The organism is Rhodopseudomonas palustris, assembly GCF_003591005.1.
In the GTDB taxonomy this organism is placed as follows: Bacteria; Pseudomonadota; Alphaproteobacteria; order Rhizobiales; family Xanthobacteraceae; genus Rhodopseudomonas; species Rhodopseudomonas palustris_K.
The window spans coordinates 143,522-162,764 of the sequence record NZ_QYYD01000003.1 but is presented as its reverse complement, the minus strand read 5'-3'; the positions used below and the strand labels follow the sequence as shown (position 1 = coordinate 162,764).

Sequence of the window (19,243 nt, the reverse complement as noted above, 5' to 3'; positions counted from 1 at the left end):
CTGCGCTCACCGCATGTCGATGACGACGGTCTTCTTCTTGGTGAAGTGCTCGAGCATGGCCTCCAGCGACGCTTCCTTGCCGAGACCCGACTTCTTGAATCCGCCATAGCTCAGATTCGGTTGGATCGTCAGGTTCTGATTGACCTGAACGTAACCGGCGTCGAGCCGCTGCACGGCGCGGAGCGCTTGGCGCAAATCGTGCGTCCACACCGTCGCGGCGAGGCCGAAATCGCTGTCATTGGCGCGCGCGATGACGTCGTCCTCGTCGTCCCACGGCTGTACGCAGACCACCGGACCGAAGATCTCTTCGCGCATCAGCGGCGAATCTTCCGGCAGGCCGGTGACGATGGTCGGCTGCAGATACAGCCCGTCCTTGAGATGGCTGGCGCGCGGAATTTCCCCGCAGCGCGCGACCTGCGCGCCGGCAGTGCGCTCGCCGAGCGCCAGGTAGGATTCGATCTTGGCCTTCTGCCGCGCCGAGATCACCGTGCCGACATCAGTCGCCTCATCGAGCGGATCGCCGATCACCAGCTTGGCGAGCGCATCCTTCAGCTGAGCCACGAACGTGGCGAGCAGAGCGCTGTGGACGTAGATGCGGCTCGCCGCCGTGCAGCTCTGGCCCTGCCGGGTGAAACGCATGCCGGCGATCGCGCCGGCGATGACGCGCGCCATGTCGGCGTCCGGATAGACGATCATCGGGCTCTTGCCGCCGAGTTCGAGGCTGACCGGAATGATTTTTCGCGCCGCGGTCTGGTAGATTAGTTCGCCGACCGCCTGCGAGCCGGTGAACGTTACTTTGGCGACCGCGGGATGCTCGACCAGCGCCGAGCCGCAATCGCGGCCGGTGCCGCAGATCACGTTGAGCACGCCGGCCGGCAGCAGCTCGGCCATCAGCCGCGCCATCTCGATGGTGGCGAACGGCGCCTCTTCGGACGCTTTGACGACGACCGTGTTGCCCGCCACCAGCGCCGGGGCGATCTTGAGCATCATCAGCACCAGCGGCACGTTCCACGGCAGGATCGCGGCGACCACGCCGAGCGGCTCGCGGCTGGTGTAGGTGAGGATCTGCGGATCGAACGGCAGAGTCTCGCCCTTCAGCTCGGACGCCAGCCCCGCATACATCGTGACGATATCGATCGCAGTCGCGACTTCGCCGCGGCACTCGGTGCGGATCGCCTTGCCGGTCTCCAGCGCCAGCACGGCGGCAATCACCTCGCTGCGCGCCGCGATGGCGCGCGCCGCCTCGGCGATCAGTCTGCCGCGCTGCCGCGCCGGCGTCGCGGCCCACCCGGGAAACGCGTTCGCGGCGGCATCGACGGCGCGGGCGACGTCCTCGGAGGTCGCAGCCGGCGCGGCCGCGAGCAGCGCGCCGGTGGCGGGGTCGATCACGTCGAGCGTCGCGCTGGCCGCGGCCGGAACCAGCGCATTGCCGATCAGATGACGGCCCTGCAATTGCGTGAACACGTCCGACACGGCGGGCGCGATGGCGGGATTGATGCGGGTGTCGATGTTGATCATCGCATCACCTTGGCGATTGCGCATCGCGCGCGAAGGTCCAGCCGGGGCCAAGCCGTTGGGCCAGTTGCGGCCGGCCATTCTGGCCGCAGACATCGCGGCATCTGGTTCTAAGCATGCACGATCGCTCGTGACAGCCTGCGCTCTAAGCTGCCGGCCGATCCGCGCCACCATCACGGAGACGCCCCTGCGCCCACTATGATGGAATGTGTCTGCTATGTCGGAACTTGATACTCAGCGCCTGCGCCAACTCGAACTTCTGTTCGCCGCCTTCAATCGCCACGATGGCGCCGGCGTGATGGCGGTGATGACGGATGATGTCGTGTTCGATGCCGCTGCCGGGCCCGAAGCCTGCGGCCGCCGCATCAGCGGCGCCGCCGACGTCCGCGCCGCATTCGAAACCACCTTCGCGACCTTCCCGGATGTGAGCTGGGAATGCACGCGCCACGCCGTGTTCGGCGACCGCGGCATCTCCGAATGGATTTTTCGCGCCACCGCGAAAGATGGTTCGCGCATCGAGGCCGAAGGTGTCGACCTGTTCGGCTTCCGCGGCGACAAGATCGTCAGCAAGAGCGCGTTCCGCAAGGATCGTCCGGCGCTGCCCGCCAAGGGAGCCGCGTGATGAACGGGCCGCTCAAGACGCCGCCGCTGGCGGCCTATGATCCGCATTACGATCCGCTGGTCAGCGACGGCCCCGGCCACAACCGCGACTACGCACCGACCTATTGGCACGCCACCGCCGGGCCGCTGCCGGCGGACGACGGACCGGTTAGTTCGGACATCGATGCCGATGTGGCGATCGTCGGCTCCGGCTACACCGGCCTTGCCTGCGCGATCTTCCTGGCGCGCGAGCACGGGCTCAAGCCGGTGGTGCTCGAAGCCAATCGCGTCGCCTGGGGCTGCAGCACCCGCAACGGCGGCCAGGGCCAGAACGCCGCCGGTCGGCTGACGCGCTCGCAATGGATCGCGCGCTGGGGCATCGACGTCGCCAAGCGGCTGCACGGCGAGATTCGCGACGGCTTCGAGACATTCGAGGAGCTGGTGCGGCAAAGCCCGATCGACTGCGAACCGCAGCGCGGCGGCCATCTCTACATCGCGCATCGTCAGCGCAACCTCGACAAGATCTCCACCGAGGCCGCGCTGCTGCGCGACACCTTCGGCGAGCAGACCCGCGTGATTGGCGCCGACCAGCTGCGCCGCGAATATGTCAACGAGGCCGAAGCGGTCGGCGCGGTGCTCGAGCCACTCGGCACCGGCGTGCACCCGGCCAAGCTCGCCTTCGGCTATCAGCGGATGGCGCGCGATCTCGGCGTCAAGGTGCATCCGGCGAGCCCGGTCGCCAACATCGAGCAGCGCGGCGGCAAGCTGCATTTGCGCACGCCGGGCGGCACCGTGCGGGCCCGCGCGGTCGGCATCGCCACCGGCGCCTACACGGCGCCCGGCCTGACGCCAGCGCTGCGCGGCCGCTGCATGCCGATCCTGTCCAACTCGATCGTGACGCGGCCGCTGACCGCCGCCGAACTCGAAGCCACCGGTTTCAAGACCAAGCTGGTGCTCACCGACACGCGGACGCTGCGCTATTACTATCGGCTGCTGCCGGATAACCGCATCCAGATCGGCAGCCGCTCGTCAATCACCGGCGCCGATGCCGACGCGCCGAAGCACCTGCAACTGCTGATCGACGGCCTGCACCGCAAGTTCCCGGCGCTGCAGGGCATCGAGATCGATTACTCGTGGTGGGGCTGGGTCGACGTCAGCCACGACATGATGCCACGCATCTTCCGCCCCGACCCGCAGAGCAATTTGTTCTACGCGCTCGGCTACGGCGGCAACGGCGTCTCCTACTCGGCGCAGGCCGGCCGCCGCATGGCGCAGATGATCGCCGGCCAGCACTTCAAGGGCCAGGACCTGCCGATCTTCACCTCGCCACTACCAACCCACACCTTCGAGCCGTTCCGCCGCTTGGGCCAACGGATGTTGTATCGCTGGTATCACCTGCGCGACGAGGCGGCGTAAGGGCGCGTCACGTCTAAATACGCCCTCTCCCCGTCATTGCGAGGAGCGAAGCGACGAAGCAATCCACGCCGCGCATGTGGCGCTGGATTGCTTCGCTGCGCTCGCAATGACGATGGGGCTGGCGTGGTCGCCTCTGAGGAGTAGCTACTCCCTTGCGCTCTTCATCCTTGCCACCAGCAGGTCCGCCACCATCCGGCACGACGGCGAGATGGTGCGCGAGGCGAGTTGCACCAGCGTTACCTGCGTCGCCTCCAGCCGCGGGTCGCGCAGCGGCACGGCGACCAGTCGGCCCGCGGTGATCGCCGGCATCGCGGTGTCGCGCGGCAGGAAGGTGGCGAGGTCGGTGCGCCACGCCAGCATCTGCGCGAACGCCAGCGAGTTGGTTTCGCTGCAAATCTCCAACCTGATCTTGGCGGTGGCACAGGCGCGATCGACCTCCTGCCGAATCCCGAACGACGGATCGGGCACCACGACGCGCAGCCCGGCGAGCTCCTTGACGGTGCACGATTCCCGCGTCGCCAGCGGATGGTTCGGTGCGACGATCAGGCACAGCGACTGCCGCATCCTCGCCAGCTCGATCAGATCGCGCCGCGGCGCGCGACCGAACACCAGGCCGAGATCGACCTCGTTGCGACCGACGATTTCGGCGACGGCGCGTGAGCCGAGCACCGTCGTCGAAACGAAGATGCCCGGATAATCGGCTGACAATTCGATCAGGAAGTTCGACAGGAAGTTCGACAGCATGCCCTCGACCGTCGCGAGCTTGACCTGGCCGCGGCTCATCGCCGCGAATTCCTGCACCCGCGTGCGGATGCCGTCGAGCAGGCTGCGGTTGTCGACCGCGTAGCGATACACCAGCCGGCCGGCGTCGGTCAGCACCATGCCGCGGGCGTTGCGCTCGAACAGCTTGACCGACAGCTCCTCCTCGACCGCCTGGATCTGCCGGCTGATCGCCGACGGCGCAATCCGCAGCGTCGCGGCGGCTTGCTTGATCGATCCGGATTCTGTCACCTCGCGGAAATAACGGATCGCCGCGGACTCGATCATTGTGATGGTTTCCTTCGATGATCGCTTTGCATTCCGCCTGCCGAAGATTACGGCAGCGACTGGCTAGTGTTCGAATTATTCGATCTCAGGGCTCGAAATTCAATGCTTTTATTCGAACGGACGGTTTGGCAGGATTTGGCGCCATCACCTCCCTTGGAGACTTCCGCATGCTTCACACGTGGGTTGCTCGCTGCGTTCGCTTCTCTGTCCCGCTCGGCCTCGCCGTGCTGGCCTCCGGAACTCACATTGCCGCAGCGTCGGCCGACGACGTGATCAAGATCGGCGCGCCGCTGCCGATCACCGGGCCGCTGGCGCCCGAAGCCATCAAGCAGCAGCAGGGCTATAATCTGTGGGCCGAGCAGGCCAACAAGGCCGGCGGCATCAATGTCGGCGGCAAGAAGTACAAGGTCGAGATCGTCTATACCGACTATCAGTCGAACACGCCGCGCGCCGTGCAGGCCAGCGAGCAGTTGATCACCCAGAACAACGTCAATTTCCTGTTCGGGCCTTTCGGCTCCGGCGCCGCCAAGGCCGCCAGCACCGTCTCGGAGAAATACAAAGTGCCGACGCTGGCCGCGACCGCCTCCTCGGTGCAGGTCTACGACCAGAATTACAAATATCTGTTCGGCACCTTCACGCCCAACGACACGCTGACGACACCACTGACCGAGATGGTCAAGGCCAAGGTGCCGGAGGTGAAGAAGATCGCGATTCTCGCCCGCAACGACCTGTTCCCGCTGGCGATCGCCCAGGAAATGGAGAAGTCCGCCAAGGCCGCCGGCTTCGAAGTGGCGTATTTCGAGAAATACGCGATCGGCACGCTGGACCATTCGGCGACGCTGTCGTCGATCAAGGCGCTGGCACCGCAGTGGATCTTCGTCACCGGCTATACCAACGATTTGCTGCTGGTGCGCAAGCAGATGGCCGACCAGCAGATCAAGGCGCCGGTGGTGTCGATGATCGCTGGCCCGGCCTATCAGGAGTTCATCGACGCGCTCGGCAAGGGCGCCGAGAACGTCTCCTCCGCCGCCTGGTGGCACCCCGCCTCGCAATATGAAGGCAAGGACATCTTCGGCTCGACCGCGAACTTCGTGAAGCTGTTCAAGGAGAAGTACAACGCCGAGCCGGACTACGCGCACGCTTCGGCCGCGCTGTGCGGCGCGCTGTTCCAGATCGCCATCGAGAAGGCCGGCTCGACCGACCGCGACAAGGTCCGCGACGAACTCGCCAAGATGGACGTCGTCACCTTCTTCGGCCCGGTCAAGTTCGGCGCGAACGGCCAGATCAACTCGCTCGACCCGCCGGTCTTCCAGATCCAGGGCGGCAAGCCGGTGGTGCTGTTCCCGCAGGCGATCAAGCAGGGCGAATTGAAAGTCGGCGTCGAATAAACCTCTCTTCCGCCCCCGACCTCTCCCCGTCATTGCGAGGAGCGAAGCGACGAAGCAATCCATGCCACGCATGGGGCCCCTGGATTGCTTCGCTACGCTCGCAATGACGGGGCTAAGGCCTCGTAGACAATCCGACATCTACTCCGTCGCCACGCCGCCGGCGCTCCTAATCTCTCCCAACCCAAGTGAACCCTCCCCCATGCAAGCCATCCAGATCCTGATCAACGCGCTGGTGCTGGGCAGTCTCTATGCCTGCATCGCGATCGGGTTTTCGCTGGTGTGGGGCGTGCTCAACGTCATCAACCTGATCCACGGCTCGTTCATCGTGCTCGGCGGCTATCTGGCGTTCATGCTGTACCAGTCGCTGCATCTGTCGCCGTGGTACGCGATCTTCGTCGCGGCGCCGCTGTTCTTCGCGTTCGGCTACGTTATCCAGCGGCTGATCCTCAACCGGGTGATCACCGCGCCGGTGCTGGTGACGCTGACGCTGACCTTCGGGCTCGACCTGATCCTGAACAACGCGATGATCTATTTCTTCACCGCCGATTATCGCAAGCTGATCCTGACCCCGCCGCTCGGCTCGCTGGCGTTCGGCGACGTGGTGGTGCCGGTCGACCGCCTGATCGCCACCGCCACCGCGCTGGCATTGACCGGCCTGCTTTATTTGCTGCTGCGCCGCTCCAAGGTCGGCCGCGCCATCGTGGCGGTGCGGCTTGATCGTGACGCCGCGGTGCTGATGGGCGTCCACGTGCCGTCGATCTACGCGGTGGCGTTCGGGCTCGGCGCCGCGCTCGCCGGTTGCGCCGGCGTGCTGATGGCGCTGATCTTCCCGATCTCGCCGCTGACCTCCTCGACCTTCCTCGGCAAGGCCTTCGTGGTCTGCGTGCTCGGCGGCCTCGGCAGCGTCTCGGGCGCGCTGGCCGGCGGCCTGCTGTTGGCGCTGGTCGAAAGCGTCGGCGCCACCTATCTCGGCCCGGCCCACGCCACCACGCTGTCGTTCCTGCTGCTGATCATCTTCCTGGTGCTGCGCCCGCAGGGCCTGCTTGGCCGAAAGGGCTTCGAATGACCCGCAGCCACGTCGCTCTCCTGATCCTGGTCGCCTGCGTGGCGACGCTGCCGCTGTTCGGCGGCGCCTATGCGCTGCGGCTCGGCACTATGGCCTGCATGTATGCGGTGCTGGCGCTGTCGTGGAACATTGTCGGCGGTTTCGCCGGATATCCGTCGTTCGCGACGGCAGCGTTCTTCGGCTTCGGCGCCTATTGCACCGGCGTGCTGATGGGCAGAGGCGTTCCGATGAGCCTGGCGCTGATCGTCTCCGGCGTGCTGGCGCTGTTCGCCGCCGGCCTGCTCGGCGCCATTCTGCTGCGGCTGCGCGGGCACTATTTCGCGATCGCCAGCCTGTCGCTTGCCGAGGTGCTGCGCGAACTGGTCAATAACGCCACGGACCTCACCGGCGGCGGCATGGGGCTGAACATCCCGCTCGTGTCCGGCGCTGGCGTGATGGCGGAGGCGACCTACTACTTCTACACGATGTGGGGCGTGATGCTGCTCACCGCCCTGATGGTGATCGCGGTCGCCAACTCCAAGCTCGGCTTTGCGCTCAACTGCATCCGCCAGAACGAGACCGCCTCCAGCATGGTCGGGCTCAACACCACGCTGGCCAAGGCCGCGGCGTTCGGCCTGTCGGCCTGCTTCGTCGCGGTGGCGGGCGGCATCTACGCCGCCTGGGTGCACTACATCGATCCGTCGGACGTGTTCGACATTCTGTATTCGGTGAAGCCGATCGTGATGGCGCTGATGGGCGGGCTCGGCTCGCCGCTCGGGGTGGCGTGCGGTGCATTCCTGTATCTCGGCCTCGAGGAACTAGTGTGGCGCAACTACACCCACATCCACACCGGCGTGCTCGGCGTGCTGATCGTGCTGCTGCTGCTGTTCCTGCCGCACGGCCTGACCTCGCTCCGCGCCGATCGTTTGTGGCGGAGGACCAAGCATGTCTGAACTGCTCCGCCTCACCGGCGTATCGCGCCGCTTCTCCGGCCTGCAGGCGCTGCGCGACGTCACTCTGTCGGTCGCGCGCGGCGAAGTGCTCGGCCTGATCGGGCCGAACGGCGCCGGCAAGACCACGCTGGTCAACACCATCTGCGGCGTCACTCCGGCGAACACCGGCACCGTGCTGTTTGACGGCAAGGACATCACCAAGATCAAGGCCTATCAGGCCGCGCGGCTCGGCCTGTCGCGCACCTTCCAGATCGTGCAGCCGTTCGCCGAATTCTCCGCGCTCGACAATGTCGCCGCCGCCGCGCTGTTCTCGCAGCCGGGCGCCAGCCTGAAATCGGCGCGTGAGGCCGCGCGCGAGCATCTTGCCTTCGTCGGCCTCGAGGCGCAGGCCGAGCAATCCGCCGCGACGCTGACGCTGGCGATGCGCAAGCGGCTCGAGCTTGCGAAAGCGTTGGCGATGAAGCCCAAGCTGCTGTTCCTCGACGAGGTCAATGCCGGCCTCAACAGCGCCGAGGTCGAGCGCGCCACTAAGCTGATCCACCAGCTCGCCGCCGACGGCATCACCATCGTGATGATCGAGCATCTGATGAAGGTGGTGCTGAACGTCTGCACCCGCATCGTCGTGCTGCACAACGGCCATCCGATCGCCGACGGCCCGCCGCGCGAGGTGATCAGCAATCCGGCCGTGGTCGAGGCCTATCTGGGCCAGCAATACGCGCAACGGACCGCCCGCCATGGCTGAGAGCAAGGTTGATAATCTGATCCTCGAGGCCAAGGGGCTCGACGCAGGCTATGGCGAGATCCAGGTGCTGTGGGGCGTCGACCTCGCGGTCCGCCGCGGCGAGATCACCGCGCTGATCGGCTCCAACGGCGCCGGCAAGACCACGCTGATGCGAACGCTGTCCGGCCTCGTCGCGGTGCGTGGCGGCGTGTATCGCTCCGAAGGCCACGACCTCGCCGGCCGCAGCGCCGCCGAGATCCTGTCGCACGGCATCGTCCACGTGCCGGAAGGTCGCCGGCTGTTCGGTGCGATGAGCGTCGAAGAGAACCTGTTGATGGGCGCTTATCTGCGCAGCGCCGGCCGCGCCGAGATCAAGCAGGATCTCGATCAGGTCTACACGACGTTCCCGCGGCTGCGCGAGCGCCGCAATCAGCAGGCCGCGACGCTGTCCGGCGGCGAGCAACAGATGTGCGCGATCGGCCGCGGCCTGATGAGCGCGCCGCTGCTGCTGATGATCGACGAACTCTCGCTCGGCCTGTCGCCGCTCCTGGTCGAGCAGCTGGTCGACGCGCTGCGCGTCCTCAACAAGGGTGGCACCTCGATCCTGCTGGTCGAACAGGACGTCACCATCGCGCTCGATCTGTGCGACCGCGCCTTCGTGATGGACATGGGCCGCATCGTCCGCGAGGGCTCGGGCGAAGAGCTGCTCGCCGACCCGATCGTTCGCGACGCCTATCTGGGCGTGCTGCAGGAATGACAATCCGAAGTTTCACTTGCTGATCGAAAGAGGAATCATGATCGAGACCGTCGAAGCCCCGAACAGCGGCTATCGCTACATGCCGGGCGTCTTCCAGTATTCCTGCGGCATCGCCGCGCTGCCCGGCTTCACGATCGAGCGCGTGCGCTTCGCCAATCCGGTGCCGCTGAAGCAGGGCTTTGCCAGGATCGCCGAGATACTCAAGGAAGCCGGCCGGCCGCTGACCGCGTTTGGCGCCTGCGAACTCCGCTCGCCCGCGCCGTTCACCGAACAGGGCTTCGTCGACTTCAACGAGGTGTACATCAAGACGCTGGTCGACTGGGGCATCATGCAGGACCGCGTCAATCCGATCGCGCGCAGCAATGTCTGTCCGCAACTCGACCCGCCGGCGGAGCCGAGCTTCTACGCGTTCTCCTATACGGTGCCGGCCGAGAACGCGCCGAAGTCGTTCGTGATCGCCGGCAGCGGCGAAGCGCCGGAAGGCAAGGGCAATTACCGCGACCACACAGTCGCGCTCGGCGACATCAGCCCGGCCGGCCTGCAGCGAAAGGCGCAGTTCGTGCTTGGCGAGATGGAGCGGCGGATGAGCGCGTTCGGCGGCAGCTGGTCCGAGATCACCGGCGCGCAGCTGTACACCGTGCACGACATCCATCCGTTCCTCGAGCGTGAACTCGGCCAGCGCGGCGTGTTCCGCCACGGCCTGACCTGGCACTTCAACCGCCCGCCGGTCGAAGGCCTCGACTATGAGATGGACTGCCGCTGCGTTCACCGCGAGCGCGTGATCTGAGCCGGAAGGACGCCGCCATGAGCAACAGCCGGGCCCCGCAACGCGTCGCCATCGCTGGGCTCGGCGCCATCGGTGCTGCGATCGCCCGTGAACTCGACGGCAGTCTCGACGGCTTGACGCTCACCGCCGTCGCCAGTGGCAGCCCGGAGAAGCATCGCGATTTCCTGGCGAGCTTGCGGGCGCCGCCGCTGGTCGTGCCAATCGATCAGTTGCACGATCACGCCGACCTGGTGATCGAGGCGGCTCCCGCCAAACTGCTGCGCGCGATTGTCGAGCCGTTCGTCAGCAACGGCAAGAGCGCCATCGTGCTCAGCGCCGCGGCGCTGCTGCAGCACGAGGACCTGATCGATATCGCCAAGGCCAAGGGTGGCCAGATCATCGTGCCGACCGGCGCGCTGATCGGGCTCGACGCCGTGACGGCCGCCGCGGTCGGCACCATTCACTCCGTGCGGATGATTACCCGCAAGCCGGCCGTTGGCCTGCGCGGCGCGCCGTTCATCGTCGACAACGGCATCGACATCGACAATCTGCGCGAACCGCTGAAACTGTTCTACGGCAGCGCCCGCGAGGCCGGCAAGGGTTTTCCGGCCAATCTCAACGTCGCGGTGGCGCTGTCGCTCGCCGGCATCGGACCGGACCGCACCATGGTGGAAATCTGGGCCGACCCCACCGTCACCCGCAACACCCACCGCATCGAGGTCGATGCGGATTCGGCGCGGTTCTCGGTGACCATCGAAAACATTCCCTCCGACAACCCCCGCACCGGCCTGATCACCCCCCTGTCGGTGATCGCGCTGCTGCGCAAACAGGGCACCGCGCTGCGAGTGGGGACGTAGTCGCTCCCACAGCGTCCTCATCCTGAAAGCCCGACCGGGAAACTAGAGCGGCAAAATCAGCTGCGCTTTCCGTCATTGCGAGCGAAGCGAAGCAATCCAGAGGCCCCGGCCTGGGTGTTCCTGGATGCTTCGTCGCTTCGCTCTCGCAACGACGACATTCAAGGCCGCATTTTCCCCCAAGCACGTCATGGCCGGGCTCGTCCCGGCCATCCACGCCTTTTCCACCTTTCCGTCAGCAAGGCGCGGATGCCCGGCACAAGGCCGGGCATGACGTGGAGAGGTGGTGCTAAACTTCTGGCATCTCGTGTGTCGTGCGGCTTGAGGATGACGCGGCGCGATTCTCGGGTAAGTTCCGGCAAACCGACTCGATCAACAACGACTGCCCCGGCACGATCCGACGGCGGCGCCGGAGGATGCATGCAGTTTCACCTCGATGGTTTTGTGCCGGGCGATCCGTCGATCACAGATCCGGCCGAGCGTGCGCCGCGCCCGGGCGCCAGCGGCAGAGTTCCGGCAGAGGTCGACGTGCTGATCATCGGCTGCGGGCCGGCGGGGCTGACGCTGGCGGCGCAGCTCGCGCAGTTTTCCGACATCACCACATGTATCGCCGAGCAGAAGCCGGGGCCGCTGCAGTTCGGCCAGGCCGACGGCATCGCCTGCCGCACCGTCGAAATGTTCGATGCCTTCGGCTTCAGCGAGCGCGTGCTCAAGGAAGCGTGCTGGATCAACGAGACGACGTTCTGGAAGCCCGACGACGCGCAGCCGTCGCACATCGCCCGCAGCGGCTGGGTGCAGGACGTCGAGGATGGACTATCGGAATTCCCGCACGTCGTGCTCAACCAGGCGCGGGTGCACGACTTCTACCTCGACGTGATGCGCCGCTCCGCCGCCAAGCTCGAGCCGTACTACGCGCGCCGCATGGTTTCGTTGCAGCCACCGGAGGACAGCAACGATCCGGCGCAGCGCATAACGGTGACGTTGCAGCGGCAGGACACGGCGCATCAGGGCGAAACCGAAACCATCCGCGCCCTCATGGTCGTTGGCTGCGACGGTGCCCGCAGCGCCGTGCGTGCCGCGATCGGCCGCGAGCTGCGCGGCGACTCCGCCAACCATGCCTGGGGCGTGATGGATGTGCTCGCCGTCACCGACTTTCCCGACATCCGCTGCAAGGCGCTGATCCAGTCGGCCGAGCACGGCAGCCTGCTGATCATTCCGCGCGAGGGCGGCTATCTGGTGCGGCTGTATGTCGAGCTGACGCGGCTCGAGGCGGACGAGCGTGTGGCTAATCGCAAGCTCGGACTCGACGATCTGGTCGCCAAGGCGCAGCGCATCCTGCATCCCTACAGCCTCGACGTGAAGCAGGTGCCGTGGTGGTCGATCTACGAGATCGGCCAGCGGCTCACCGACAAATTCGACGACGTGCCGGAGGATGTGATGAGCGCGCGGCTGCCGCGCGTGTTCATCGCCGGCGATGCCTGCCACACGCATAGTCCCAAAGCCGGCCAGGGCATGAACGTGTCGATGCAGGACGCCTTCAATCTCGGCTGGAAGCTCGCCGCGGTGCTGCGCGGCCGCGCCGCGCCGGCGCTGCTGCACAGCTACTCGGCCGAGCGGCGGGCCGTCGCCAACGAGCTGATCGATTTCGACCGCGAATGGGCCGCGCTGCTCGCCTCCGCCAAGCATGACGGCGCCAAGGCCGATCCGGCCGAGACCCAGCGCTACTTCGTGCAGCACGGCCGCTACACCGCCGGCACCGCGACGCGCTACGCGTCGTCGATCCTGATCGGCGCGGACGAGCATCAACATCTCGCCACAGGCTTTGAGGTCGGCACGCGGTTTCATTCCGCCCCGGTGATCCGGCTCGCCGACGCCAAGCCGCTGCAACTCGGCCACATCGCGCGCGCCGACGGCCGCTTCCGGCTATATATCTTCGCGACCGCGGAAGACCCTGGCCGTCCCCGCTCCGCCATCCATCGCCTGTGCAAATGGCTCGCCGACGACCCCGCCTCGCCGCTGCGCAAGTATCGCCGCGCCGGCGAGGACATCGACGCGGTGATCGACGTCCGCGCGGTGTTTCAGCAGCATCACCGCGATCTGTCGATCGCCGCGATGCCTCAGCTGCTGCGCCCCGCCAAGGGCAAGCTCGGCCTGACCGACTACGAGAATATCTTCTGTGCCGATTTGAAGACAGGCCCGGACATCTTCGCGCTGCGCGGCATCGACCGAACGGCCGGCTGCATGGTGGTGGTGCGACCGGACCAATACGTTGCGCAGGTGCTGCCGCTGAGCGCCACCGCAGAGCTTGCGGCGTATTTCGACGGCTTTCTGCAGAGCTGAAGTCCTGCCGCAACCGCGAGCTTGAAAATCAACAACTTCGCCCCGTCAATGCGAGCCAAGCGCCGGATTTTATGGGTCAGGCTCTGAGGCGCCTGCGGGGAGATCGGCCGCGCCGATATGCCGCCTTCCCTCGCCCCGCTCGCCGGGGGAAAATGCCCGGATATCCAAAAAGCCGGTTGTAGGCTCGATGCTGTTGTGCCGCTTGGCGGCTGGCCCGGGATTGCCCCGGCGCTGACCCGCCCTTGCATCGCCGATGCAATCCTGCAAACCCTGCCAGCCATCCTTGGAAGCCGGCCGCTGCGTGTCCGCAGCCGTCGCCTTCTGTACGCTACAGGTCGCCTTGCTCGAAGGGAGTTGATGCAGCTAGCTCTGATCGTTCTGATGCCGCTGCTCGGCGCCGTGCTGCCTGTGATCGCGATCCGGGCCGGCCGCAATGTGTGTGCGCTGGTGACGGGCGGAGTCAGCCTCGCGGCGCTGCTGGTGCTGCTGGCGCAGGCCCCCGCGGTGATCGCCGGCGAGACGGTACGCTACAGTGCCGAATGGGTGCCGGCGCTCGGGTTGTCGTTCGGTGTCTTTCTCGATGGGCTCGGGCTGTTCTTCGCCGCGCTGATCCTCGGCATCGGCGTCCTGGTAATCATCTACGCGCGGTTCTATCTGCACCGCGACGATCCGATGGGGCGCTTCTTTGCGTTCCTGCTGCTGTTTCAGGGCGCGATGCTCGGCATCGTGCTCAGCGACAATATCCTGCTGCTGGTGGTGTTCTGGGAGCTGACCAGCCTCAGCTCGTTCCTGCTGATCGGCTATTGGAGCCATTTGCAGGAGGGGCGCCAGGGCGCCCGAATGGCGCTGGTGGTGACCGGCGGTGGCGGGCTGCTGCTGATGGCCGGTATGCTGCTGCTCGGCCAGGCCGCGGGCTCCTATGACCTGACCGAGATCCTGCAGCGTGGCCAGGCCATCAAGGCTTCGCCGCTTTACCTGCCGATCCTACTGCTGGTGCTCGGTGCGGCGTTCACCAAGTCGGCGCAGTTTCCGTTCCACTTCTGGCTGCCACACGCCATGGCGGCGCCGACGCCGGTGTCGGCCTATCTGCACTCCGCCACCATGGTGAAAGCCGGTATCTTCCTGCTGGCGCGGCTGTGGCCGGTGCTGTCCGGCACCGAAGCGTGGTTCGCGATCGTGGCCACCACCGGGCTGGTCACGATGCTGATCGGTGCCTGGATCGCGCTGTTCAAAGACGACCTCAAGGGCATCCTGGCGCATTCGACCGTCAGCCATCTCGGACTGATGACGATGCTGCTCGGCTTCGGCACCCGCTTCGCCGTGATCGCCTGCATATTCCACATCCTCAACCACGCGACCTTCAAGGCGGCGCTGTTCATGAGCGCCGGTATCGTCGATCACGAGACCGGCACGCGCAGCCTGCGCCGGCTGGGCGGCCTGGCGCGGCTGATGCCGATCAGCGCCACGCTGGCGCTGATCGCCGCGGCGTCGATGGCCGGCCTGCCGCTGCTCAACGGCTTCCTGTCCAAGGAGATGATGCTGGAGGCCGCGGCCGACACCACCGTGTTCGGCAGCGTCTGGATCGTGCCGGCGGCGGCGACGCTCGGCGCGCTGCTGTCGGTCGCCTACTCGGCGCGGTTCGCGTTCTCCACCTATCTGGGCCAGCCCCGCGCCGAGCTGGACCACCACCCGCACGATCCGCCAATCGGGATGTGGGCGCCGGTCGCCGTGCTGGTGATGCTGGTGGTAGCGATCGGCGTCGCGCCGCAATTTCTCGCCGGCGACGTGGTCGAACGCACCGCGCAGGCCGTGGTCGGCGCCGCACCGCTCGACTTTCATCCGCTGGCAATCTGGCACGGCCTCACCGGACCGCTATTGATGAGCGGCATCGCGCTCGCTGGCGGCCTGGCGCTGCTGCTGATCCACGCGCCGCTCGAGACGCTGCGCAGCGCTCTGCCGCGGCCCGACGCCAAGGCGATGTTCGACGCCGTGATCGCAGCGTCGGTGCGCGCGTCGCGCTGGGCGATCCGCCGGCTGCACACCGACTCGCTGCCGCGCTATCTGGCAATCATCACCGCCACCATCCTGATCGTCGGCTCCGCCGGCTTCCTCGGCGGCCGATACGAGGCCGGCACGCGGGCGATGCTGCCGGTCAATCTGCCGGCGCTGGTCGGCTGGCTGCTGCTGATTGCGGCCAGCCTCGCCGTGATGGCGTTCCACGTCCACCGCCTGCTGGTGCTGATCCTGAGCAGCGTCGCCGGCCTGATCGTGTCGCTGACCTTCATGCAGTTCTCGGCGCCGGATCTGGCGCTGACCCAGATCTCGGTCGAAGTCGTCACCGTGATCCTGCTGCTGCTGGCGCTCAATCTGCTGCCAAAGCTGACGCCCACCGAGCCACTGTCGCACAGGCTGCGCAACGGCCTGATTGCCGGCGTCGGGGGTCTCGCCGCGGCGGCGCTGGCCTATGCGGTGATGACACGCGACGGCAGTTCGATCTCGGCCTATCACCTCGCCGAATCCAAGCCGGGTGGCGGCGGCACCAATGTGGTCAACGTCATCCTGGTCGACTTCCGCGGCTTCGACACGTTTGGCGAGATCATCGTGCTGTGCATCGCTGCGCTGGTGATTTATGCGATGCTCGCCAGCGCGCTGGAAGGCGCCGCGGCGCGCCGGCTCGACGCGATGCGCCAGCGTCATGGTTCCGCCGACGCGCATCCGCTGCCGCTGGCCGTCACTGCCCGCGTGCTGCTACCGCTGGCCGTCACGGTCGGGATGTACATCTTCCTGCGCGGTCACAATCAGCCGGGCGGCGGCTTCATCGCCGGCCTGATCGTCGCCATCGCCATCATCATGCAGTTCATGGCCAGCGGCTACGCCTGGAGCGCCGAACAGCGCCGCATCAACGGTCACCTTTTGCTCGGCGCCGGCGTGTTGATCGCCGCCGCCACCGGGTTCGGCGCCTTCGCGTTCGGGCGGCCGTTTCTCACCAGTTCGTTCGGCTACTTCCATCTGCCGCTAATCGGCGAGATCGAACTCGCCACCGCGATGCTGTTCGACACCGGCGTGTTCCTCACCGTGGTCGGCACCGTGGTGCTATCGCTGTCGCAGATCTCGAAGGTCGAGCGCCGCGCCAAGCGCGGTCCGGCCCCGGTAGGCCCCTCCGATATTCCGCTGACCCGCCGCGGCGCGGCAAAGGCGCAGGAGGGCTGAATGGAAATCCTGGTCGCGAGCGCCATCGGCGTGCTGACGATGACGGGGCTGTATCTGGTGCTGTGCCGGCACGCCTTCCCGGTGATCATCGGCACCACCTTCCTGTCCTATGCGGTGAACCTGTTCCTGTTCGCGATGGGACGGCTGGGAATCGACAAGGCGCCGATCATCAGCAAGGGCGTCACCGACTATGTCGACCCGCTGCCGCAGGCGCTGGTGCTGACCGCGATCGTGATCTCGTTCGGCATGACCGCGCTGGTGGTGGTGCTGGCGCTGCGCGGCTTTCTCGAAAGCGGCAGCGAGCGCGTCGATGCCGGTGACGAGCACGAGGCCGGCCGATGAATCATCTGATCGTCGCCCCGATCGTGCTGCCCGCCGCCGTCGCGGCATTTCTGTTCCTGCTGCCGCGCCACAATCTCATCGCCCAGCGCATCGTCTCCGGCGCCGCGACGCTGGCGCTGCTCGGCCTGTCGATCTGGCTGTACGCCGCGGCATCGGACGGCGCGCCGCAGCCTTATCTGCTCGGCAATTGGCGCGCGCCGTTCGGCATCGCGCTGGTGCTCGACCGGCTCGCCGCCACGATGCTGCTGCTCACGGCGCTGCTCGCGGTGGCGGTGCTGGTCTATGCGATGGCCGGTTGGGACAAAGCCGGCCGGCATTTCCATCCGCTGTTTCAATTCCAGCTGATGGGCCTCAACGGCGCCTTCCTCACCGGCGACGTGTTCAACCTGTTCGTGTTCTTCGAGGTGATGCTGATCGCCTCCTACGGGCTGATGCTGCATGGCGGCGGGCCACGCCGGCTGCGCGCCGGCTTCAACTACGTGGCGATCAATCTGATTGGCTCGACGCTGTTTCTGTTCGCGGTCGGGCTGATCTACGCCGTCACCGGCACGCTCAACATGGCCGATCTCGCCGGCAAGGTGGCGCAGATCGCGCCGGGCGACGAGGCGCTGCTGCGGGTCGGCGCGCTGCTGCTGCTGCTGGTGTTCGCGCTAAAGGCCGCTCTGGTGCCGCTGCAATGGTGGCTCCCGACCGCCTATGCGGCTGCGGCCGGGCCGGTCGCAGCGCTGTTCATGATGATGACCAAGGTCGGCGCCTATTCGATCGTCCGCGTTTACACCGTGGTTTTCGGTGCCGATGCCGGCAGTGTCGCGGACATCGCGGCGCCCTGGGTGGTGCCGGCGGCGCTGGCGACGCTGCTGCTCGGCGCGGTCGGCGTGCTGGCGAGCGCGTCGCTGACCGGCCTGGTGTGCTTTGCCATCGTGTGGTCGATGGGCTCGCTGCTGCTGGCGCTCGGCCTGTTCGATCAGGCCGGCCTCTCCGCGGGGCTTTACTATCTACTGCATTCGACGCTGAGCGGCGCGGCGCTGTTCCTGCTCGCCGATCTGGTGATCGCACAGCGCGGCCGTCCCGGCGACCGCCTCTCCCCCGCGCCGCCGCTGCCGCACGCCAATCTGCTCGCCGGCCTATTCTTCGTCGCCGCGATCGCCATCACCGGCATGCCGCCGCTGTCCGGCTTCCTCGGCAAGCTGCTGATCCTCGACGCCACCTGGCGCAGCCCGCTGGCGGTGACGAGCTGGTGCATCGTGCTCGGTACCAGCCTCGTGGTGATCATTGGCTTCGCCCGTGCCGGCAGCACGCTGTTCTGGAAGGTCGCGCCGCAGCCTTCGGACGAAACGACAATGCCAGCGCCGCGCATCGGGCTGCAGGCCGGCGCGATCGCGGCGCTGCTCGCCGCCACCGTGCTGCTGGCGTTGTTCGCCGGCCCGGCGACGCGCGATCTCGCCGCCACCGCACGGCAGGCGCTCGACGTCACCGCCTATGTGCGCGCTGTCGATCCAGCCTCGCTCGCCGTGCTGACGCGGGAGGGCACGCGATGACCCGCGTCCTCCCGCATCCGATTCTCACGTTGCTGATCGCCGCCGTCTGGGTCGCGCTGATCAATTCGATCTCGCTCGGCACCGTGCTGCTCGGCCTGGTGCTCGGCGTCGCCATCCCACTGCTCACCAGCCCGTATTGGCCGACGCGGCCAAGGATGCGCCGGCCGATCAAGATCATTGAATACATCGCCGTGGTGGGCTGGGACATCGTTGTGTCGAACATCCAGGTCGCCATCTGGGTGCTGTTCTGGCCGACGTCGCGGCTGCAGACCCGCTACGTCGTAGTGCCGCTGGACCTCACCTCGGCCGAGGCGATTGCGCTCCTGGCCGGGACCATCACCATGACGCCCGGCACCGTCAGCGCCGATCTCGCCGCCGACGGCACCGCCATCCTGGTGCATTGCCTGCATACTACCGATCCGGACGACACGGTGGCGCAGATCAAGACCCGCTACGAAAGCCGGCTGAAGGAGATCTTCGGATGATCGCGACTGCGTGCCTGATCGCCGTCTGCGTCATCGCCGTCGCGGCGCTGATGAATCTCTATCGGCTCGCCAAGGGCCCCGACGTGCTCGACCGCATCCTGACGCTGGAGACACTGGTGACCAACACCATCGGCCTCGTCGTGGTGATCGGCATCTGGTACGGCACCAGCCTGTATTTCGAGATCGCGCTGCTGTTCGTCGCGGTCGGCTTCCTGTCCACCGTCGCGTTCTGCAAATATCTGCTGCGCGGCAACGTGATCGAGTAA

General features: G+C 66.7%; 17 protein-coding genes. 15 read left to right on the top strand and 2 right to left on the bottom strand.

Annotation, left to right across the window (positions count from 1 at the left end):
• Positions 1 to 6: 6 nt before the first annotated feature.
• Positions 7 to 1,518, bottom strand: coding sequence for an aldehyde dehydrogenase family protein (locus D4Q52_RS04190; RefSeq protein WP_119855424.1), 1,512 nt, complete (start codon positions 1,516 to 1,518; stop codon positions 7 to 9).
• A gap of 214 nt (positions 1,519 to 1,732) precedes the next feature.
• On the opposite strand from D4Q52_RS04190, the gene D4Q52_RS04185 reads away from it, so the two are divergent.
• Complete coding sequence (locus tag D4Q52_RS04185; RefSeq protein WP_119855291.1) at positions 1,733 to 2,137, top strand: nuclear transport factor 2 family protein; 405 nt, start codon at positions 1,733 to 1,735, stop codon at positions 2,135 to 2,137.
• A complete protein-coding gene (locus D4Q52_RS04180; RefSeq protein WP_119855290.1) occupies positions 2,137 to 3,531 on the top strand; it encodes an NAD(P)/FAD-dependent oxidoreductase in 1,395 nt (464 codons plus the stop codon). Before D4Q52_RS04185 ends, D4Q52_RS04180 begins: the two co-directional genes overlap by 1 nt.
• Before the next feature lie 144 nt (positions 3,532 to 3,675).
• Here D4Q52_RS04180 and D4Q52_RS04175 read toward each other — a convergent pair whose 3' ends face one another.
• Positions 3,676 to 4,578 carry a LysR family transcriptional regulator gene (locus D4Q52_RS04175; protein ID WP_119855289.1) on the bottom strand — a complete coding sequence of 301 codons (903 nt, stop codon included), beginning with the start codon at positions 4,576 to 4,578 and terminating at the stop codon, positions 3,676 to 3,678.
• 167 nt (positions 4,579 to 4,745) lie between these two features.
• Between D4Q52_RS04175 and D4Q52_RS04170 the strand changes: the two genes are divergently transcribed.
• The 13 genes from D4Q52_RS04170 to D4Q52_RS04110 all read left to right on the top strand — a co-directional run bounded on the left by D4Q52_RS04170 (position 4,746) and on the right by D4Q52_RS04110 (position 19,243).
• Complete coding sequence (locus D4Q52_RS04170) at positions 4,746 to 5,966, top strand: amino acid ABC transporter substrate-binding protein (protein WP_119855288.1); 1,221 nt, start codon at positions 4,746 to 4,748, stop codon at positions 5,964 to 5,966.
• 199 nt (positions 5,967 to 6,165) lie between these two features.
• Entirely contained in the window at positions 6,166 to 7,032 is an 867-nt protein-coding gene (locus tag D4Q52_RS04165; protein ID WP_119855287.1) for a branched-chain amino acid ABC transporter permease, read from the top strand.
• Positions 7,029 to 7,964, top strand: coding sequence for a branched-chain amino acid ABC transporter permease (locus D4Q52_RS04160; protein WP_119855286.1), 936 nt, complete (start codon positions 7,029 to 7,031; stop codon positions 7,962 to 7,964). Before D4Q52_RS04165 ends, D4Q52_RS04160 begins: the two co-directional genes overlap by 4 nt.
• Positions 7,957 to 8,706: an ABC transporter ATP-binding protein gene (locus D4Q52_RS04155; RefSeq protein ID WP_119855285.1), complete on the top strand. Its 750-nt coding sequence runs from the start codon at positions 7,957 to 7,959 to the stop codon at positions 8,704 to 8,706. The genes D4Q52_RS04160 and D4Q52_RS04155 overlap by 8 nt, the downstream gene beginning before the upstream one ends.
• On the top strand, positions 8,699 to 9,442 hold the full coding sequence (locus tag D4Q52_RS04150; protein WP_119855284.1) for an ABC transporter ATP-binding protein: 744 nt from the start codon (positions 8,699 to 8,701) through the stop codon (positions 9,440 to 9,442). The genes D4Q52_RS04155 and D4Q52_RS04150 overlap by 8 nt, the downstream gene beginning before the upstream one ends.
• A 37-nt stretch (positions 9,443 to 9,479) precedes the next feature.
• Complete coding sequence (cnbZ, locus tag D4Q52_RS04145) at positions 9,480 to 10,229, top strand: 2-amino-5-chloromuconate deaminase CnbZ (protein ID WP_119855283.1); 750 nt, start codon at positions 9,480 to 9,482, stop codon at positions 10,227 to 10,229.
• A gap of 17 nt (positions 10,230 to 10,246) precedes the next feature.
• Positions 10,247 to 11,065, top strand: a complete 819-nt coding sequence (locus D4Q52_RS04140; RefSeq protein WP_119855282.1) for an aspartate dehydrogenase — start codon at positions 10,247 to 10,249, stop codon at positions 11,063 to 11,065.
• Positions 11,066 to 11,482: 417 nt separating this feature from the next.
• The gene (locus D4Q52_RS04135; RefSeq protein WP_119855281.1) at positions 11,483 to 13,402 is read left to right on the top strand and encodes an FAD-binding monooxygenase; all 1,920 of its coding nucleotides are present in this window, start codon (positions 11,483 to 11,485) and stop codon (positions 13,400 to 13,402) included.
• Between the two features lie 357 nt (positions 13,403 to 13,759).
• Positions 13,760 to 16,612 (top strand): monovalent cation/H+ antiporter subunit A, encoded by a 2,853-nt coding sequence (locus D4Q52_RS04130; RefSeq protein WP_119855280.1) that lies wholly within the window; start codon positions 13,760 to 13,762, stop codon positions 16,610 to 16,612.
• The gene (locus D4Q52_RS04125) at positions 16,613 to 16,954 is read left to right on the top strand and encodes a Na(+)/H(+) antiporter subunit C (protein WP_119855279.1); all 342 of its coding nucleotides are present in this window, start codon (positions 16,613 to 16,615) and stop codon (positions 16,952 to 16,954) included. It begins immediately after the preceding gene.
• The gene (locus D4Q52_RS04120) at positions 16,951 to 18,492 is read left to right on the top strand and encodes a monovalent cation/H+ antiporter subunit D (RefSeq protein WP_119855278.1); all 1,542 of its coding nucleotides are present in this window, start codon (positions 16,951 to 16,953) and stop codon (positions 18,490 to 18,492) included. The genes D4Q52_RS04125 and D4Q52_RS04120 overlap by 4 nt, the downstream gene beginning before the upstream one ends.
• Positions 18,489 to 18,977 (top strand): Na+/H+ antiporter subunit E, encoded by a 489-nt coding sequence (locus tag D4Q52_RS04115; RefSeq protein WP_119855277.1) that lies wholly within the window; start codon positions 18,489 to 18,491, stop codon positions 18,975 to 18,977. Before D4Q52_RS04120 ends, D4Q52_RS04115 begins: the two co-directional genes overlap by 4 nt.
• Positions 18,974 to 19,243: a K+/H+ antiporter subunit F gene (locus D4Q52_RS04110; RefSeq protein WP_119855276.1), complete on the top strand. Its 270-nt coding sequence runs from the start codon at positions 18,974 to 18,976 to the stop codon at positions 19,241 to 19,243. The genes D4Q52_RS04115 and D4Q52_RS04110 overlap by 4 nt, the downstream gene beginning before the upstream one ends.